The sequence below is a fragment of the Bifidobacterium sp. 2450 genome, assembly GCF_041900695.1.
Classification (GTDB): domain Bacteria; phylum Actinomycetota; class Actinomycetes; order Actinomycetales; family Bifidobacteriaceae; genus Bifidobacterium; species Bifidobacterium longum.
Map to the genome: position 1 here is coordinate 21,636 of NZ_JBHEEA010000020.1, position 18,003 is coordinate 39,638.

Here is an 18,003-nt window from a genome sequence, read left to right on the forward strand (position 1 = left end):
AGGAGCACACATTATGGCACGTGCAGTTGGTATCGATCTGGGAACCACGAATTCCTGCATCGCAACTCTTGAAGGTGGCGAGCCCACCGTTATCGTCAACGCTGAAGGCGCGCGCACCACGCCGTCTGTGGTGGCCTTCTCCAAGTCCGGCGAGATCCTCGTCGGCGAAGTGGCCAAGCGTCAGGCCGTGACCAACGTTGACCGCACTATTTCTTCCGTCAAGCGCCACATGGGCTCCGACTGGACTGTCGACATCGACGGCAAGGAGTGGACCCCGCAGGAGATTTCCGCGCAGATCCTGATGAAGCTGAAGAGGGATGCTGAGGCCTACCTCGGCGAGCCCGTCACCGACGCCGTCATCACCTGCCCGGCATACTTCAACGATGCCCAGCGTCAGGCCACCAAGGACGCCGGCAAGATCGCCGGCCTGAACGTCCTGCGTATCATCAACGAGCCGACCGCAGCCGCTCTGGCCTACGGCCTTGAGAAGGGCAAGGAAGACGAGCGCATCCTGGTCTTCGACCTCGGCGGCGGCACCTTCGATGTCTCCCTGCTGGAGATTGGCAAGGATGACGACGGCTTCTCCACCATTCAGGTTCAGGCCACCAACGGCGACAACCACCTCGGTGGCGATGACTGGGATCAGAAGATCATCGATTGGCTGGTTTCCGAAGTCAAGAACAAGTACGGCGTCGACCTGTCCAAGGACAAGATTGCGCTGCAGCGTCTGAAGGAAGCCGCTGAGCAGGCGAAGAAGGAGCTCTCCTCCTCCACCTCCACCAGCATTTCCATGCAGTACCTGGCCATGACTCCTGACGGCACCCCGGTGCACCTGGATGAGACTCTGACCCGTGCGCACTTCGAGGAAATGACCTCCGACCTGCTGGGTCGCTGCCGCACGCCGTTCAACAACGTGCTGCACGACGCCGGCATCTCCGTGAGCGACATCGACCACGTGGTGCTCGTCGGTGGTTCCACTCGTATGCCCGCCGTCAAGGAACTCGTCAAGGAGCTCACCGGTGGTAAGGAAGCGAACCAGTCCGTGAACCCGGATGAGGTTGTGGCTGTCGGTGCCGCCGTGCAGTCCGGCGTCATCAAGGGCGACCGTAAGGACGTCCTGCTTATCGACGTGACCCCGCTGTCCCTCGGTATCGAGACCAAGGGTGGCATCATGACCAAGCTCATCGATCGCAACACCGCCATCCCGACCAAGCGCTCCGAGGTCTTCTCCACCGCTGAAGACAACCAGCCGTCCGTGCTGATCCAGGTCTACCAGGGTGAGCGTGAGTTCGCTCGCGACAACAAGCCGCTGGGCACCTTCGAGCTGACCGGCATCGCTCCGGCTCCGCGTGGCGTCCCGCAGATCGAGGTCACCTTCGACATCGACGCCAACGGCATCGTGCACGTGTCCGCTAAGGACAAGGGCACCGGCAAGGAGCAGTCCATGACCATCACCGGTGGTTCCGGCCTGCCGAAGGACGAGATCGACCGCATGGTCAAGGAAGCCGAGGCTCATGAGGCTGAGGACAAGAAGCGCAAGGAAGACGCCGAGACCCGCAACCAGGCCGAGGCCTTCGCCTACTCCACCGAGAAGCTCGTCAACGACAACAAGGACAAGCTCTCCGACGACATCGTCAAGGAAGTCACCGACAAGGTCAACGCTCTGAAGGAAGCCCTGAAGGGCGACGACACCGAGAAGGTCAAGACCGCTCAGACCGAGCTGATGACCGCCGCCCAGAAGATCGGCCAGGTCCTCTACGCCCAGCAGGGTGCCGAGGGTGCTGCCGCCGGTGCGGCTGGCGCTGACGGTGCCGGCGCTTCCGCTGGCTCCGCCTCCGGTTCCGACGATGACACCGTCGAGGCCGAGGTCGTGGACGACGATGACGACAAGGACAACAAGTGATGTCCGAGTTCAACAAGGACGACTACCTGAACGACCTGCCGGATCCCGACCAGGCCGCTCAGGCCTCTTCAGAGGCTGACGCCTCCGCCGAGTCCGGCTCTGCGCAGGATTCGGCTGCCCAGGCTCCTTCCAATGAAGGAGCCGACGCGGCTCCTGCCGCAGCTGAGGGAGAGAAGTCGGATGCCGGAGAGAAGACTGGCGAAGGCCAGTCCGATTCCGCAGACACCCTCACTCCCCTCGGCAAGGCCAAGAAGGAAGCCGCAGACTACCTCGAAGCCCTGCAGCGCGAGCGTGCGGAGTTCATCAACTACCGCAATCGCACGCAGAAGGAGCAGGAGCGCTTCCGCCAGCACGGCATCATCGACGTGCTGACCGCGCTGCTGCCCGCCCTTGACGACATCGACCGCATCCGCGAACACAGCGAGATGGACGACTCGTTCAAGGCCGTCGCCACCAAGATCGACAAGGCCTTCGAGAAGTTCGGCGTCGAGAAGTTCGGCGAAAAGGGCGAGGACTTCGACCCCACCAAGCATGACGCGATCCTGCACAAGCCGGACGCGAATGCCGAAAAGGAAACGGTTAACACCGTGGTTGAGGCCGGCTACCGCATCGGCGACCGTGTGATTCGCGCCGCCCGAGTAGTAGTAGCCTCCCCACAAAACTGACGGCCAGCTCGCTGCAATGAGTTGACAGTGCCTTAGCTCCCTCTGATGAGGGAGCTGTCAGCGAAGCTGACTGAGGGAGAGAAGCCGGCCGCAGGCTGCGGAAGACAGAGGGCCACATTCTTGATGCCCATAGTCTCCGCTATCTCTCCCTCCGTCATCGCTGCGCGATGCCACCTCCCTCATCAGAGGGAGGTGCAATTACATAAAGACTTTTCTAGAAAGGAGACATGAATGGCTGAAAACGAATGGCTCAGCAAAGACTTCTACAAAGTCCTTGGTGTCTCCAAGGACGCTTCGGACGACGACATCAAGAAGGCGTACCGCAAGCTCGCCCGCAAATACCATCCTGACGTCAACAAGACCAAGGAAGCCGAGGAGAAGTTCAAGGACATCTCCGAAGCCTATGACGTGCTGAGCAAGAAGGAAGATCGCCAGAAGTACGACGCGATTCGTCAGTTCGGCATGGGCGGTGCCCGCTTCGCCGGCGGTTCCGGCGGCTTCGATGCTTCCGGTTTCTCCGACATCTTTGGTTCCATGTTCGGCCAGGGTGCCGGCGGCAATGGCTCGCGCATCCGCTTCTCCACTTCGGGCGGCGGCCCCAACAACATCAACGACATCTTCTCGATGTTCGGTGGCGCTGCAGGTCAGGGCGGCCAGTCGTATGGCGGTTACGGCCAATCGCCGTACGGCAATGCCGGCGGCTATGGCTATGAGGAGGCCCCACGCCCCGAAAACGGCGAGGACCGCAACTCCAAGATCAGCCTGACCCTGCGTCAGGCGGTCAAGGGCGCTACCGTGTCCCTGTCCGTGGACGGCAAGAAGTTCAAGGCCCACGTGCCTGCGGGCGTCAAGGACGGACAGAAAATCAAGCTGGCCGGCAAGGGCAGGCCGGGCATCAACGGCGGCAAGGCCGGTGACCTGTACCTGCACGTCACCGTCAAGCCCGATGCCACATTCTCGATGCGCGGCCATGATATCGTCATGGACCTGCCCGTAACTGTGGGCCAGGCCGTGGCCGGTGGCAAGGTCGAGGCCAAGGATATCGACGGCAATCCCGTCACCTTCAAGGTGCCGGCAGGCTCCAGCTCCGGCGCGGAAGTCAAGCTCGCGGGACTTGGCGTCCAGCGCAGCAACCAGCCGGGCGACCTGATCGGCCGTGTGCAGATCATGGTCCCCGCCAAGCCGGGGCTGGCCGTCAAGCACGCCGCCAAAGAATTCGACGAAAAAGCCGGCGACTATCTCAGCCTGTAATCAGGAGGTGAACAATGGCGCGGTTAGCCAACCAGATGAAGCAGTTGTACGCGATGTGCGCAACCGCGCTCGTGATGGGCAGGGCCGATCTCGACGGAGCCGATGACGTCGGCTTCGACATCGAACTGCCCATCTTCACCGTCGGCCAGACCGCCGAGTTGGCCAACATTCACCCCCAGACCCTCCGTCAGTACGACCGCCTCGGTTTGGTTCGTCCGCAGCGCACGGATGGCGGCGCTCGCCGCTATTGCCTGCGTGACATTGCCCGCCTGACTCGCGCTCAGCGCCTGAGCCAGGACGAAGGCATCAATCTTTCCGGCATCGCACGCATTTTGGTCCTCGAAGAAGAGAATCGCCAACTGCGCCGCGAAGTCAAACGCATGCAAACCGGCGACCAGGAGAGCGTTTTCGCCGCAGGCCGTGACGGCAATATCGTGGAGGTACAACGCTCCAACCGCGCTCGCCTCTGGCGCAACGCCATCCGCCGCGAAACCCGCGAACTGCCCGGCCGCGATACCGCTGCCGACACCACGCGCGAATCCGACTCCACCCCCGCCGACTCCAAGTCCATGGTCCTGTGGGGTTGGTGAGTCCGTCAACGTGATGATTGTTGTGTAGGGCGTTTTGGCGGAACCCATCCTGTGTCGATGGTAATATCTAGGACGATACCGCAAAGGCGCAAGGGAAAAATATGCGTATTTTTAATCAGCCGTTTGATGGATCTCTTGGAGATCGTCTGATAAATTTTCTTGATAGCTCTGACTATAAGCTTGTCAATATTATTGTTGCGTTCGCAAAGAATAGTGGTGTACTACGAATCAAGGATGCCCTTGACCGTTTTAGAAAACGTGGTGGAACAGTCAATATTTTTGTTGGGGTTGATCTTGGGGGAACATCTTATGAAGCGCTTTCCTCACTGTTTCTTCATGTTGATTCACTGTATGTTGTGCATTCGGAACGTGCACAAACATTCCACACAAAAATTTATGATTTTGTGGGAGACGAAGAAGCTCTTATTATTGTCGGCTCTCACAATCTGACTAGTGGAGGGTTGTGGACTAATTTCGAGAGCTCCGTTTTCCTCCCAGTTAGCTGGCAGTCATCGAATGATTCCGATCTTCAACGTGAAGTCGAGAACTATATCAAGCAGCTAGTTTCCCTTGGGCAATCTGTAATGAAAATATCGTCTCAAAATGATATTGATGGATTGTTGGATGGGAAGTACGTTCTTAAGGAAATAACGGCTAGGATCTGTCGCATCAATGGCGAAGTAAATGCCCAGAAACCTCAAAAGTTGTTTGGCAATGGTGTGCATGCTTCGTTACCGCGGCTTAATTCGACTAGTAAGAGCAAGGTCGCTGATCCATCCCAAATCGCTTCTGGCCGGACAGAAGCGGATTCTCGGCTCATTGCCCATGGAGAAGTGACTGATGCCTCTCAAGGCCCGGACTCTCTTCGAGGAAGGTCCGATGATCCTACGATTTGGTTCGAGTCGAGAGCTATGACTGGTGGGTCAAGAAACATTCTGGATTTGTCGATGAAATCGCTTGTTGAGCATGGCGATCCGTTAGGTACTCCATATGAACATATTGAAGAAGAATATATGAAGGGAGGTGTTGAATTCTTCGGAGTTGACCCGCAAAACACGGCGACAGAGAAAGAAGTCATCCTTAATTTCGATGGAATAGATTACCAAGGCAATACCATTAAGTACCCGCAAGGTAGCAAGGCCAATGGAACGTGGCGGCTTCAGATTAAAGGCATTGATAGTAGTAATCGCAAAATCACAGACGCATTCAAGGCCAAGAACGAAGATAATACTCAGAGAGAGTATCTACAGAATAAGATTATCGCTTTCACAAAGGTTAGCGATGGATATTATTTCTTGTCGGTATTTCCCGAAGAAGATCTGGAGGTGTTTGAACAAGCATCGTGGCTATGGGGGTACAACGGTGCCACAGACCAATCAAAACGCATGGGACTGCTCAAAAACGACTAAGCCATTCTTGATGTTTGCCGACGCGAACGCCACTGATGCCGCCTTTGGCTCCACCGAATACCAGTTGAGCAGAATCATCTGATAAAGCCATGCTCTCAGAGACTAATAGAGGTGCTCGGTGCGTTTGCCGAAATCGCGTAATGAAGTTGTTGACATCAAAGCCGAAGGCGTAGCCAGTAGTCCCTCGATATGGGGGATCCATATATACGATGGCATTGGCTGGAATGTGACTATTGAGTATTGTTTCGATATCGTCGTGAATACAGTTCACTCCTTGCATATGGTTGGCTAGTACGGTTATACGCCTTTTAAGTTCGGCTGGTGATGGTTGCATTGGATTGGCGGGACTCCGTCTGACGCTAGTCGGTGTTGGTTCCCAGTAATCGCGGAAAAATGCGTTTTCCCAGTGAGCTCCATTGGCCCATATTTGTTTACCGCCGAACGAGCATGCTTGAAGTATGGGATAGAGTTCTGCCTCATTGTGAATAGGCTCGGCGGATAACGCTGTCATATACGCTTTGACGAGACGTTTATTGGTCGGTATTCCGCTTAGTAATTCATCAAAAACATTCATGTCGAATGCGCCGGAGCCGATGGCTTGCCAAAACACTCCCCAAGAACTTTTATCTAGCATGGTGATTTTGGAGGCTGCAATTCCGCGATTGACTAATTCAATGGATATGGCACCAGAGCCGCAGCACAAATCGTAATAGTGCGCATCTTTTCCTGAAGCTTGCGAGATTAAAATGTCTACTATCTGTTTGGCGATGCGTTGTTTGCCCCCCTGATACGCACATAGAACGCGGAGCTTAGAGTTTGTGCTCAAGAGTTCCTCCTGCGAATCAGTATGCGTGCGTACGCGCGCTTGCCGTTAATAATTCCTACTCCGCCTCTGTCTTCAGGATGCGGTTTGTATCCCACTTCGGCGAGAGTTGCTGGATCCGAATTCGTCCGTGCGTTGCCGTTAGCCAACATAATGATTTCAAATTGACTTGGGCAATATTTGTCTAGAAAAGTGATGGGCACTCCCATGATGCCGTTGTAATTAACGGGTATTCGGGAGGTGCGGTTGACCTCGATTGCATCATAGTTTTCATAACGCGGGTAGTTTGTTGGGATATACACGTCTGTTAAGTCCAGTGGTTTGTGCCTTCGACCGTTATCCATGTTGGTGAACCAACGCACCCCTTTAACTCGGATAAAGCGTTGCCCGTCATCATCTATACCGCAGCCGGAAGCATTGAGCGGGTAATTATCAGGCACGGTAAATTTCCTGTCCCCTGAATGGATAGACTCTCCATACCATACTTTATCGTTGCGGAACAGCGGAAACACTTCTTTGCAAGTAGAGGCATTCATGTTCCCCAAAATGATGTATTTTTTATTGTGCTCTTCGAGCTGGCTTATATATTCGCGAAACAGGCTAAAGGGCGGGTTTGTTGCTACGATATCAGCCTCGTCAAGCAGAGCTACGCACTCATCTGAACGAAAATCACCATCTTCGTTCAGGCGAGTTAATGTATTGCCTGGTAATGCAAAAATAGATTTAAAATTGAGCGCATTATTTGGTGTGGAGAATAAATCGTGAGGCGTTGTGGTGACAACTGCCTTGTAGGCTCCGGATGTATTTTTTAATGGATATTCTTTCCCTGTCAATGATGATTCTGCATAGCAGGTAGAAATCAACTTGGAGAGACCAAGTTCCTTGAAATGGATGACAAAATAACGGAAAAAAGCTGATTCAAACGGATCGTCACAATTGCAGAGCACGGTTTTCCTGCGGAAATCATCCGGGTAGTTGTTCATTTCCTTGGCCACGTCATCATATTGCGTATAGAACTCGTCCCTTTTAGCGACGAAGGCATGATTGAGAGTGATGTTTCCGCTCCTAGAAGCTCCTGCCGTAGGTTCGACTTTCATGTCAAATGGCATTCCGCCAGCACGTATCGCGGCTCTAAGAAATGCGTTTATTGCAGTGGACATGCCTATGCCAAGCTCGTCAAACACCTCAGTGGCTTGTTTCTTTACCTCTGGGTCGATACGTATTGTCGTGGTAGGAATTGAAGCCATAAATAATCCTCTATCTACTAAGTGTGCTACAATGTAGCACACTTAGTAGATGAGTTATATGACGACATAATAATTCAGTCGCTATCATGTGCGGCTGTCTGGCCGACTTGGTGCAATGGATGCAGCATAGAACGAGTTCGCGAGATGCTCGCGAAACACTCACGTACGGAGGTAACCATGCTGCTCAAGGCCGTGTTCTGGGATTTGGACGGTACTCTCATCGATTCTGAGCCGCTCTGGCATGACGGTGAGATTGAGATCGCGCACAACAATGGCGGCGAGTGGAACGAGGACCTCGGTTGGGAGTGCTCCGGCACTCCGGTGCCACACGTGGCAGAGGTTATGATTGCGCATGGCTGCACATTGAGCGTTCCCGAAATCGACAAGCAGCTCAAGGATTATGTGTTCAAGGCGGAGGTCGAACGTCTGCCGTGGATTCCTGGTGTGCAAGACGTGCTGCGTTCGCTCAAGGAAGCCGACATCCCATCCATGCTGGTCACTACTTCGCCGCGCCGTATGGCGGAGAACATCATGAAGCAGTCCGAGGGATTGTTCGCCGGCTACGTCTGTGGCGACGATCCGTACGAACACAAGCCGAACCCCGCGCCCTATCTGGCCGCAGCCGACAAGCTTGGCATCGCCCGTGAAGACATGGCCAAGTGCGTGGTGCTCGAGGATTCCTCGGTTGGACTTCAGGCCGGCGCGGCCTCGGGCGCGACTCTGATCGCGCAGACCGGCTGGATTCGCACGGATACTTCCGGCCTGGGCCAATTCGTGTCCATCGAATCGTATGACGGTATCGATGCGGCCGCGCTGGACGGTTTCGTGCGCCAGCGTCTTGGTAAGTGACTGATTGCATCACCGCGCATATGATGCTCATCGTGCGCGGTGAAATGCATGGATGATACCAGCGAAGCACGCCATATTTGTGAAGAAGATGGCAGTAATGGCTGCTATGAGGTTCCGGTGGCCCCCTCTTGTATCGGGGCGACTGGTAGGGTGGTTGACGGTTTTCAGACGAATGTCTGGTTATTGGACAGATTGTTCACACATATAGACGTATAGGACTCATAGGAAACACATGGGCTTCGTTAATTTCATCCTCGAACTGCTGAAGAATCCGCGTGCCGCGATTGCCGGTTGGATTGCCATGGGCGTGGCGCCGACCCTCGGATTCATCTTCCTCATCATATTCATCGAAACGGGCGTGGTGTTCTTCCCGTTCCTGCCCGGTGATTCGCTGTTGTTCGCGGCCGGCGTGTTCGCAGCCCCGGATGCTGCGACCGGCAAGGCCGCGCTGCCGCTGTTCTGGTTGCTGCCGGTGGTTTGGTGCGCGCCGATTACCGGCGACCAGTGCAACTACTTCATCGGTCATTTCTTTGGCCGCCGTATTATCCAATCCGGCAAGGTGAAGGCGCTGACTCCTGAGCGACTGGCCAAAACCGAGGGCATGATTGAAAAGTGGGGCCCGCTGGCTGTGTTCCTGGGCCGCTTCTTCCCGTTCATTCGTACGTTCATGCCGTTCATTTCCGGTATTTCCGGTATGCGTTGGAGCCGTTTCACGCCGTTCTCAGTGCTCGGCGGCCTGTGCTGGTCCACGTTGTTCACGCTGCTGGGCTACTTCTTCGGCAACATTCCGGCCGTGCAGGATCACTTCGAACTAGTGATCGTGCTGATTCTGCTGGTTTCGCTCGCCCCGACCATCATCGGTCTGCTCAAGGCCAAGTTCGGCAAGAAGAAGCCGGCCAAGGTGACCGATGCTCAGTTGGACGTCATGGAAGACGGCATCAAGAACCTCGATAAGTAAGCAAGAAATGTAGATTACCGCATAAGGAATCGTCGTGAAAATGAAGGCCCTGACTGTGCATATGAGGTCAGGGCCTTTTCTGCATGAGATGGGCGTGAAACAGCAGCGTGGTTATCCACATTTGTCGTGGACGACATGCCGGGGTGTGGATAACTCGGCAAGCTAGAACCACAATGGCCGATTCGTGTTGAGCATTGAACTCGGACACGTTTCAATCGGCTTATGAATAGCAACACCACACCCCGCGTGGCGCGTAGGATTACCTCGCCAGCGGTAGCACCTCCGGGCATTCCGCTGCCCACGGACGATACGCCGATTCCAGCGCATCGCTACTACACTCCGCCGCCCAGGCCGTTGGCCTCATGCGAACGGCAGAGATCGGGCGAGGCTCCGGCACTCGCCCTAACTATAGACACCAGCTTCCATAACATTGTGACGATGACGTCAGGTCATGGAGGCGTGGGGTTGAGTGTCATGGCTTCCATGCTTGCATGGACATTGGCGAGACGTGAACACAGCTGCGCTCTCATAGACGCTGACTTCGTGGCCGGATGCCTTGACCTGCTGCTCGGTGTAGAACGAGAGCCGGGCTTGCGATTCAGCCAAGTCGACGCGCCCCTCGGCCGTATCGAGGGTGAGGCGATGAACCATGAGCTGATGACGTGGGAGGGCGTGCGAGTACTTCCCTATGACCCTTGGAGCGCGCGCCAGCCTGACTGGTGGGAAGTCCAAGCGGCTATTCGGGCTTTGGCGGAAGCGAACGATGTTGTCATCGTAGATGCCGGGCAGGGTGGACTCATTGAGACCGTGCCCGATCTGCGTGGCGGCGTGCAGGTGATTGCCGCGGAATTGTCGGTGATGGGGTTGGCCAGAGCCAAATCGCACCGGTCCAGATTGGATTCATGGGGCTGTGAAGCGCCACATATCGTCGGTGTGGAACCACGTGGCGCTCCACGTGGGAGAGGCCACGTGGGTATTGGTGAGGCGCAGGACTATTTGACTGCCACAGTATTGGGTCCTGTCAAGCCGAGTGTCAATCTGTGCGGAGACGTACTGGAAGGTCTCGGCATCAGATTGGTGACCAAAGGCAGCCGCAAAGCCGTGAGCTTGCTTGCCGATCTTGTTGAGCAGGCCATTCGCCCGGTTTCGGGAGCTTCTCGCAAGGACCGGTGATGCGGTATGGCTGCCGTAATCACTCGGGCTGATGAGCCCGGCGCAGTGCCCAGAACTGTGTTCTTCGGTCTATTGAATGATGTGGCATCCGACCCGCAGGTTACCGATCTGGCGGTGACCTGTGATGGCCGCGTTTGGGCGGACCGCGGCAACGGCATGCGAGAAACAGTATTGCGTGTGCCGTTTCGCTCGCCGCAAGTAGTTCGAGAATACGCCGTCCAACTGTGCGCGCAGCTTGGGCGCAGGCTGGATGATGCCTGCCCGATAGCGGACGCCGCCAGTCCAGACGGCATCCGCGTGCATGCGGTGATTGCCCCATTGGTGCCACAAGGTGCCGCAATCTCCATACGGTTCCCTGACAGAACCATGGCATCGCTGCAACACCTGAGCCAATTAGGCGTATTCCCGGCTGCTTGGCTGCCGATGTTCGTGGGATTGGTGCGCAAACATGCCACAGTGCTGATTACCGGCGGAACAGGCGTGGGCAAGACCACCTTGCTCAAGGCGCTGCTGGCGCAATGCGACGTGAACGAGCGTATCGTCACCGTAGAGGGAGTTCGTGAACTGGGAGAACTGGGGCGTGGCGATCATGTGTCGTTGGTAACGCGCGAGGCGAATGTGGAGGGCGTCGGAGCCATAAGTCTGACGGACTTGGTCAAAGCGACGTTGCGAATGCGCCCCGACCGCGTGGTGCTGGGCGAATGCCGTGGCGCGGAAATCGTCGACCTATTGCGCGCGTTCAATTCTGGTCATCACGGTGGCATGACCACCGTGCATGCGGACGGCGTGAACCGAGTACCGTCCAGGCTGATTTCGCTTGGATTACTCGCCGGGATCAGTCCACAGGCGTTGGCCATGCTGGCGGCAGGCGCTTTCGACGTGGTGGTGCATTTGGAGCGAGTGAACGGACAGCGGCGTATCACGCAGATCGGCGAACTGCGCGTAGCACATGGTGGACTGGCAGGAACACCGCTGGCGGTATGGAATGGCTGCCATCCTCCTCGGTATGCCGCCGAATGGGGGCACTTCATTGAACGATGGGGCATCGTTCCCGGGCCGAGTGGCGGTGGGTGATGATGTGGTGTGCTGTTCTGGTGGCGCTCGCCGTGCTGATATGGCCGGGGAACAAGTCCGGGAGGCTGTACCGGCTGGCTTACCGCGGGCGCGCGGTCGATTCCGCAGCCATAAACGAACCTCGATATGCCGACTCACCTCGCGTGGGCGTTGCGCAGGTGATTACGTCCGCTATCGCACGATTGCGAGGTGGCGGCACATTGGTTGAAGCATTCGAGGAACAATCCAGCAGACGCTTCGCCACTCACCACATTACTGTGGAACGACTCATAACGGTGTTTGAACAGCGCCGGCTGCCCGACGAATCACCAGCACAGGTACTCGAGGCTGCGCGAGAGGTCAATGCCGCAGCGGTTTTGAGCGATGAGCTCGGTTGCCAAGCGGTGCCATGTCTGGAAGCGGTATTGACTGCTTACCGGCAGATGAGGCTGATGCAGAACCTGCGATCGCAAGCATGTGCCGTTCCTAAAGCCACTGTGGGGCTGCTGAGCGCGCTTCCGGCCGTCACTGTGGCATTGGGCGAGTTTCTGGGAGCTAGACCATTGGCGTTCTTGATTGGATCGCCGCGCGGTGTGGTCTGCTTGATATTAGGGGGATGTTGTTATGCCGCCGGCTTGGCATGGATGCGGGCATTGTTGAAAGGCAGCGGATTATGAGTACGGTGTGGGTACACGCCGCGGCAGGCTGTGCGGCGATCGCTAGTTGGCTGTATAAGGCTCCGTCTCGTCATGACAGCCGCTTGCCGGGCGAGGAGCCGGCCGTAGCGCATGATTGCGGGTCGTCATGGACCATACTCATATTGCGTATGTTGCAGGTGTCCTTGTGTCAGGGCTCCTCGATTCCCCGGGCGCTTGACATGGTGGGCAAAGCCGTCGGCGGCGACTGCGGCGCTCGCACGAGCGAGGTCGGGAGCTCCCTGACCAGAGGGGTTCCTTGGGCTGATGCGTGGCATGCCGCTATGGCTGTTCAGCATGAGGGTGCGCCAGCTGATAGTCCATCCAAGGGAAATACGAATACCACGCAACGAGATCTTGGCCTGCTGCAATCGGCTTTGGAATCGTCATGGACGCATGGCGATATGCCTGGCGTGCGCCTCGAATCCGCCATTGAACAGCTGGACCGTGACGAGCGTGCTGCCATCGAACGGAATGCCGCGAAGCTGTCGGTAAAGCTACTGATGCCTACAGGGCTATGTTTTCTGCCGGCATTCGTGCTGGTAGGAGTCATCCCGGCGATTGCGTCCTTCATGATGTGAATATAGGCGTGAACTGAGTGCGCTTAGGTTGAATTTTGTTGTATTGCTCAGTATTGCACTTGGCTGCGTTTGGTTATCCACATTGGTGGTGGACGACACGTCGGGGTGTGGATAACTCGGCAAGCTAGAACCACATACCCCGTTTTTCCTGGTGCATGAAGCGTTGATAGTCCACAGTGGTATGCACCCCGCGTCAACCCGGCGCGGGGGCCAACCATTCACACACACGCATGGGGAAGGTGCGAAGCCACTGCGCAGCTTCCCCTCCTTACCGAAAGGAACGCCAATGAATACCCCTATCCCCGTCATCGTCGACGGGCAGGCCGGCATCTTTGCGCACAGCAAGGCTCGTGTGGCCACGCTGAACGCCAAGGCGAAAGAACGGCTATGCCTCATGGACGCACGTATCCGCACCCTCATGGCTGAGCCCGAAGAAGGCGCGGCCACTGCGGAATACGCAGTCGTACTCGTTGCGGCTACAGGCTTTGCGGCGGTGCTGGTCGCCATCCTGAAGTCGGATGCCATCAAGACGTTGCTGACCAACATCATCAAGCAGGCTCTGAAAGTCGGGTGACAGCCATGAAGACCATGACATGCCGGTGGCGGCTCGCCAGACTGCCGCCAGACCTATGCACGGGATCGGCCACCGCCGAATTCGCGATCGTATTGCCCAGCATTATCGCCATCGCCGGGCTGATATTGGCAATAGGACGTGTGGTCATCGTTTCCATGGACTGTCAAAGTGCCGCGGCAGCGGCTGCACGCGAGTTTGTGGTTACCGGTGACGAATCATCCGCGCGCAGCATAGCTGCGGACGTTGCCGGGGGAGAGCCCCACGTCAGCATTACCCACGACGGCCAATCGACGAGTGTGATGGTCGAATGTTCGGTATTGCCCGGTCCGCTGGATGTAACTCCAACGCGGGTTACCGGCAACGCTACGGCGATAAGCCAATAACTGGTCGGCTGGCCGGGCGGCCGCAACAGAAAGGAACTGCGGTGCAGGGAATGCGTTATGAGGAGGGATCGGGCACGATGGCCGGAGCCATGCTGGTTATGGTGGTGGGCATTGCGCTCGCGGTGGCGGCAAGTGTGGGCAACCTCATGATCTGCCAGAACCGAGCGCGTTCCCTCGCCGACCTTATCGCTTTTGACGCCGCCTATGCGCTGTGGCATGCGGATATCGGTGATCCATGTGCGCTCGCCGCCAACATGGCTGAAGCGAATGGTGTAGTTTTGGGCTCCTGCTCCGTGCGGGATGAAGACGTGTTGGTAACCATCAAGGTGGAAACCATGGTCCTGGTGGCATCATCCGTGGAGCGGATGGCTCGGGCCGGACCGGTGAGTTGTACGGAAGGAGACAATTATCACAATAATGGACCGTAAGCACCGATACTCTGGCGGGCTTCTGGGCCTTTGGCTAAGGTGAGAGCATGAGCGAGAGTGAACGCAACGAGCGCCGTCGCGTGGTGGCCATGGTGGGCAACCCCACTTCCGATAAAGGCCGTGGCGCTAAGGTGGACGCGCAGGTATTGGGTCTGCTGGAGGAAGCCGGCCGTGCCCATAACTTTGACGTCATCGACATCACCGGCGTAAGTTTCGACGATTCCCTGAATCAGGCGCGTGAACGCGCGCACGAGTACGACTATCTCGTAGTGGTCGGCGGCGACGGCATGATCGCACTTGGAGCAAACGCCGTGGGCTGCAGTGGCAAGCCGTTGGGCATCGTGGCCACGGGGTCGGGCAACGATTTCGCACGAGGACTGAAGCTGCCGGTCAACCGTATCGAAACCGCAGTGGAAGGTATCGTCGGTGCTGTCGTGCGCGGATCACACATCGATGTGGACATGGGACGCGTGACCTCTTTGGACGGCGGCTATGCCGTGGATCCCTCCACTGGCGAGGAGTACGAGTACCAGGAGAGCAAGTCCGCCGAGCATCCGGTTGACCGGTACTATGCGGGCATGCTGTCCTGTGGTCTTGACGCGAGCATCAACGACCGTGCGAATCATTCGCATCTGCCGACCGGCACCATGCGCTACTTCGCGGCGGTGCTGGTGGAGCTGACGCATATGAAGCGCTATGGTTACCACATCAAAGCCACATTGGCGGACGGTACCACGGATGAACGAGACATCATCACACCATTGCTGACGATTGCGAATTCGAGGCATATCGGTGGCGGCATTGAGGTCTCGCCGTACTCCTGCTTCTCCGATGGATTGTTGGACCTGGTGTGGATGGACCACGTGCCGAACTTCGGCGAATGCGCGGTGGCCATTTCGAATGCCTATAACGGCAAGCTACTTGCTTCAAAGGTGTTCGGCTGGAAACGTATCCGTGAAATCGAAGTCACGCGAGCCGCAGAAGGCGACGAGCCTCCGGTGCTGATGGCGGACGGCGAATATATCGGGCATTTGCCATTTAGGGTAGTGGCCGAGGACTGCGCGTTGCGCGTGCTAGTGCCGCCGGCCGTAACCGCCCGTGAGGTGGATTCCCGACAGGAAGTGCTCGACGCCATTGCCCGAGATGGTCGCGATCCCGTGACCGGCCAGTTCGCGTGACCCGATTATATTGGCTCCCCTCATTAGGCTGAGCCGTAAAGCAAACAGCCCAGTGGGCTGTTTATAGGCGAGGGTTCGACGATAGTCGAACCAGAAGAAAGTCAGCCGTAGGCTGTCCGCAATTGCGGACGAGCTGGCCGCGAAGCGGACTGAGGGGAGTGCGGGAGAGCGGTACCAGAGCCAATGGCCGTCAGACTTCAGACGACATAGCTTTCGATATGCAGCGTCTGCGCCATGACCTCTTTGATGGTTCGGTCGCTGATGTTCGGATGCGAGCGAATCAGCGAGATTAGCCCCACAATCAGTGTGAAGAATGTCTCATGGACGTTGGTGATTGGCAGACCATGCATCTGCTCGAAATCACGTACGGTGGTCTGGGCAATGTAGTCGGCAATACGGTCCGCCGCGCGGTCAATGAACTTGATATACAGTTCGGCGTTGCCGTCTTGGATCATACGGTTTGAGAAGGGGCTCTCGTCGGCGATCAGGGAGCGGAGCACATGCACGATGTCGTCTAATGCCTTGTTCACGTTGCCTGTTTCGCGCGCTTGGTTCCACTGCTTCAACGTGGTGAGGATTTCGTCGATGACGTTATCGAGTACTGCGTCAGCTACGGCTTCCTTGTCTTCGAAGTAGTGGTAGAACAGCGAACGCGTCATACCGACTTCGCTTGCGATATCGGAAACGGTGATTTTGGAGAAGCCTTTTTCCAGACACACCTTGCGCGCGGCTTGCACGATGGCGTCGCGCCGGGCATCGCCACGGGTGGGGCGTTTCTCGTCGAGGATATCGCTCATGGGTACCTCCTGACTACAACCGTTATTGACACTATGTTAATACAAAGAAAGCGGTTAATAACAATAAAAATGCGGTAACCGTTGTCAGGTGAAGGTAGTGCCCGAACTCTTGCGCACTTTGGTCTTCGCCCGTCCCTGTGGCGGTGATCAGTTCGCTGCTGGTACGGTCTCACCGAGCCTTGACATGTCGAGGTAGCGGCGCGTCGACCACTCGTCGGATGTCACGTAGCGGACCCTCGCGCAGACGAGCATCAACGCGCTGCGTCCGTCGGGGAACGAGCCGACCACGCGGGTCCTGCGCCTGATCTCGCGGTTGAGCCGTTCGATCATGTTGTTGGTGCGGATCCGACGCCTATGCTCGCGCGGGTAGTCGTCGAGCAGGTAGGTCGTGGTCTCGCCGATGCCCTCGCGCAGGCATTTGGCGGCCTCCTTGAGTTTCCTGGATTCCATGTCCCGGGCGACGGATTCGGCCTTCTCCAACGCCTTGTCGCGTGATTCCATGGAGAACACGGCCTTCAGTGCGTCGGCCGCCCAGTCGCGGTTCCCGGGGTTGACCCTGGCGAGTATGTTGCGCTCGAAATGCACCATGCACCGCTGGTAGCGGGCATCGGGCAGCAGCTCGCCCGCGGCGGCGACCAGCCCCGCGCACCGATCTCCCGTCACCAGTCTCACGCCCTTGAGGCCTCGTGCGAGCATGCCTTTGATGAATTCGCGCCAGCTTTCCGCGTCCTCCTTCATGCCCTCGGCCACCGAAAGCACCTCGCGCCGCCCGTCCATGCCGACGCCGATGGCCACCAGGATGCTCACGTTCTCCACGGACCCGCCCCAGCACCTTTTGTGCCACACGCCGTCCATGAACAGGTACGGGTAATCCTGTTCGAGGGGCCTGCCCCGCCATGCGTCGATATCCGCATAGACGCGCTTGAGCTTGTCGCTCAGGGTCTGCGAGGGCATGCGGTCGCCCCACAGGAGCCGGCTGACATCATCGACCTGGCGGGTGGAGACGCCGGCCAGGTACATGTCGATCAAGGCCTCCTCGACGCTCTCCTCACGCCGACGGTATCGTTCGATCACGGCCGACTCGAACACCGCGCCCTTGAGTTTCGGCACTTTCAGGCTCATTTTGCCGGCCTTGACGGTCAGGTCGCGCTCGTAGTGGCCGGCCCGGTACGCCTTGCGGTCCCCGCTGCGCTCGTAGCGCGCGGCGCCGGTGATCTCGTCGGCCTCGGCGTCGAGCATCGCGTTCAGGGTCTCCTCGACGCTTTTGCGGACCATCCGGTCCAGGGTGGTTTCCAACATGGCCTGGTCGACCTGTAGAATCTGCTGTGACATGGCTTCGTGCCCTCGTTTCCAATCGCGGTTTTCTAATGTCTGGCGACTGAAAATCGTACACAGGACACGGGCCATGCCCCTATCTCAAGCCCAAACCAAAGTGCGCAAAATCTC

19 protein-coding genes are annotated in these 18,003 nt (G+C 57.3%); 15 read left to right on the forward strand and 4 right to left on the reverse strand.

Annotated features, from left to right (window positions below):
• Positions 1 to 13: 13 nt before the first annotated feature.
• From dnaK to ACEUKI_RS09910, 5 genes are all read left to right on the forward strand, one after another.
• The gene (dnaK, locus tag ACEUKI_RS09890; RefSeq protein ID WP_374156823.1) at positions 14 to 1,903 is read left to right on the forward strand and encodes a molecular chaperone DnaK; all 1,890 of its coding nucleotides are present in this window, start codon (positions 14 to 16) and stop codon (positions 1,901 to 1,903) included.
• On the forward strand, positions 1,903 to 2,568 hold the full coding sequence (gene grpE, locus ACEUKI_RS09895; protein WP_179133536.1) for a nucleotide exchange factor GrpE: 666 nt from the start codon (positions 1,903 to 1,905) through the stop codon (positions 2,566 to 2,568). The genes dnaK and grpE overlap by 1 nt, the downstream gene beginning before the upstream one ends.
• Before the next feature lie 231 nt (positions 2,569 to 2,799).
• On the forward strand, positions 2,800 to 3,819 hold the full coding sequence (locus ACEUKI_RS09900; protein ID WP_115769993.1) for a DnaJ C-terminal domain-containing protein: 1,020 nt from the start codon (positions 2,800 to 2,802) through the stop codon (positions 3,817 to 3,819).
• A gap of 14 nt (positions 3,820 to 3,833) precedes the next feature.
• Positions 3,834 to 4,409, forward strand: a complete 576-nt coding sequence (locus ACEUKI_RS09905; protein ID WP_080785557.1) for a heat shock protein transcriptional repressor HspR — start codon at positions 3,834 to 3,836, stop codon at positions 4,407 to 4,409.
• Positions 4,410 to 4,510: 101 nt separating this feature from the next.
• On the forward strand, positions 4,511 to 5,818 hold the full coding sequence (locus ACEUKI_RS09910; protein WP_143248048.1) for a hypothetical protein: 1,308 nt from the start codon (positions 4,511 to 4,513) through the stop codon (positions 5,816 to 5,818).
• Here ACEUKI_RS09910 and ACEUKI_RS09915 read toward each other — a convergent pair.
• Both ACEUKI_RS09915 and ACEUKI_RS09920 read right to left on the reverse strand, forming a co-directional pair.
• On the reverse strand, positions 5,805 to 6,644 hold the full coding sequence (locus tag ACEUKI_RS09915) for a hypothetical protein (protein ID WP_080785554.1): 840 nt from the start codon (positions 6,642 to 6,644) through the stop codon (positions 5,805 to 5,807). The genes ACEUKI_RS09910 and ACEUKI_RS09915 overlap by 14 nt on opposite strands.
• Positions 6,641 to 7,888 (reverse strand): type II toxin-antitoxin system RelB/DinJ family antitoxin, encoded by a 1,248-nt coding sequence (locus ACEUKI_RS09920; RefSeq protein ID WP_374156824.1) that lies wholly within the window; start codon positions 7,886 to 7,888, stop codon positions 6,641 to 6,643. The genes ACEUKI_RS09915 and ACEUKI_RS09920 overlap by 4 nt, the downstream gene beginning before the upstream one ends.
• Before the next feature lie 177 nt (positions 7,889 to 8,065).
• On the opposite strand from ACEUKI_RS09920, the gene ACEUKI_RS09925 reads away from it, so the two are divergent.
• From ACEUKI_RS09925 to ACEUKI_RS09970, 10 genes are all read left to right on the forward strand, one after another.
• A complete protein-coding gene (locus ACEUKI_RS09925; protein WP_374156825.1) occupies positions 8,066 to 8,737 on the forward strand; it encodes an HAD family hydrolase in 672 nt (223 codons plus the stop codon).
• Positions 8,738 to 8,969: 232 nt separating this feature from the next.
• Complete coding sequence (locus ACEUKI_RS09930) at positions 8,970 to 9,695, forward strand: DedA family protein (RefSeq protein WP_080785551.1); 726 nt, start codon at positions 8,970 to 8,972, stop codon at positions 9,693 to 9,695.
• Between the two features lie 222 nt (positions 9,696 to 9,917).
• Entirely contained in the window at positions 9,918 to 10,868 is a 951-nt protein-coding gene (locus tag ACEUKI_RS09935) for a P-loop NTPase (RefSeq protein WP_115769995.1), read from the forward strand.
• 6 nt (positions 10,869 to 10,874) lie between these two features.
• The gene (locus ACEUKI_RS09940) at positions 10,875 to 11,942 is read left to right on the forward strand and encodes a CpaF family protein (RefSeq protein WP_080785549.1); all 1,068 of its coding nucleotides are present in this window, start codon (positions 10,875 to 10,877) and stop codon (positions 11,940 to 11,942) included.
• Positions 11,942 to 12,598, forward strand: a complete 657-nt coding sequence (gene tadB / locus ACEUKI_RS09945) for a Flp pilus assembly protein TadB (RefSeq protein ID WP_179133535.1) — start codon at positions 11,942 to 11,944, stop codon at positions 12,596 to 12,598. The genes ACEUKI_RS09940 and tadB overlap by 1 nt, the downstream gene beginning before the upstream one ends.
• On the forward strand, positions 12,595 to 13,197 hold the full coding sequence (tadC, locus tag ACEUKI_RS09950) for a Flp pilus assembly protein TadC (protein ID WP_080785547.1): 603 nt from the start codon (positions 12,595 to 12,597) through the stop codon (positions 13,195 to 13,197). Before tadB ends, tadC begins: the two co-directional genes overlap by 4 nt.
• A 286-nt stretch (positions 13,198 to 13,483) precedes the next feature.
• On the forward strand, positions 13,484 to 13,771 hold the full coding sequence (locus ACEUKI_RS09955; protein WP_007051627.1) for a DUF4244 domain-containing protein: 288 nt from the start codon (positions 13,484 to 13,486) through the stop codon (positions 13,769 to 13,771).
• Positions 13,772 to 13,776: 5 nt separating this feature from the next.
• Positions 13,777 to 14,154 carry a TadE/TadG family type IV pilus assembly protein gene (locus ACEUKI_RS09960; protein ID WP_179133534.1) on the forward strand — a complete coding sequence of 126 codons (378 nt, stop codon included), beginning with the start codon at positions 13,777 to 13,779 and terminating at the stop codon, positions 14,152 to 14,154.
• Positions 14,155 to 14,204: 50 nt separating this feature from the next.
• A complete protein-coding gene (locus ACEUKI_RS09965) occupies positions 14,205 to 14,582 on the forward strand; it encodes an Rv3654c family TadE-like protein (protein ID WP_013410434.1) in 378 nt (125 codons plus the stop codon).
• Positions 14,583 to 14,629: 47 nt separating this feature from the next.
• Positions 14,630 to 15,760 carry a diacylglycerol kinase family protein gene (locus ACEUKI_RS09970; RefSeq protein ID WP_080785545.1) on the forward strand — a complete coding sequence of 377 codons (1,131 nt, stop codon included), beginning with the start codon at positions 14,630 to 14,632 and terminating at the stop codon, positions 15,758 to 15,760.
• Positions 15,761 to 15,957: 197 nt separating this feature from the next.
• Here ACEUKI_RS09970 and ACEUKI_RS09975 read toward each other — a convergent pair whose 3' ends face one another.
• Both ACEUKI_RS09975 and ACEUKI_RS09980 read right to left on the reverse strand, forming a co-directional pair.
• Entirely contained in the window at positions 15,958 to 16,557 is a 600-nt protein-coding gene (locus ACEUKI_RS09975) for a TetR/AcrR family transcriptional regulator (RefSeq protein WP_007054684.1), read from the reverse strand.
• A 147-nt stretch (positions 16,558 to 16,704) separates the two neighbouring features.
• Positions 16,705 to 17,889 (reverse strand): IS256 family transposase, encoded by a 1,185-nt coding sequence (locus ACEUKI_RS09980; RefSeq protein ID WP_131218582.1) that lies wholly within the window; start codon positions 17,887 to 17,889, stop codon positions 16,705 to 16,707.
• Positions 17,890 to 18,003 lie beyond the last annotated feature (114 nt).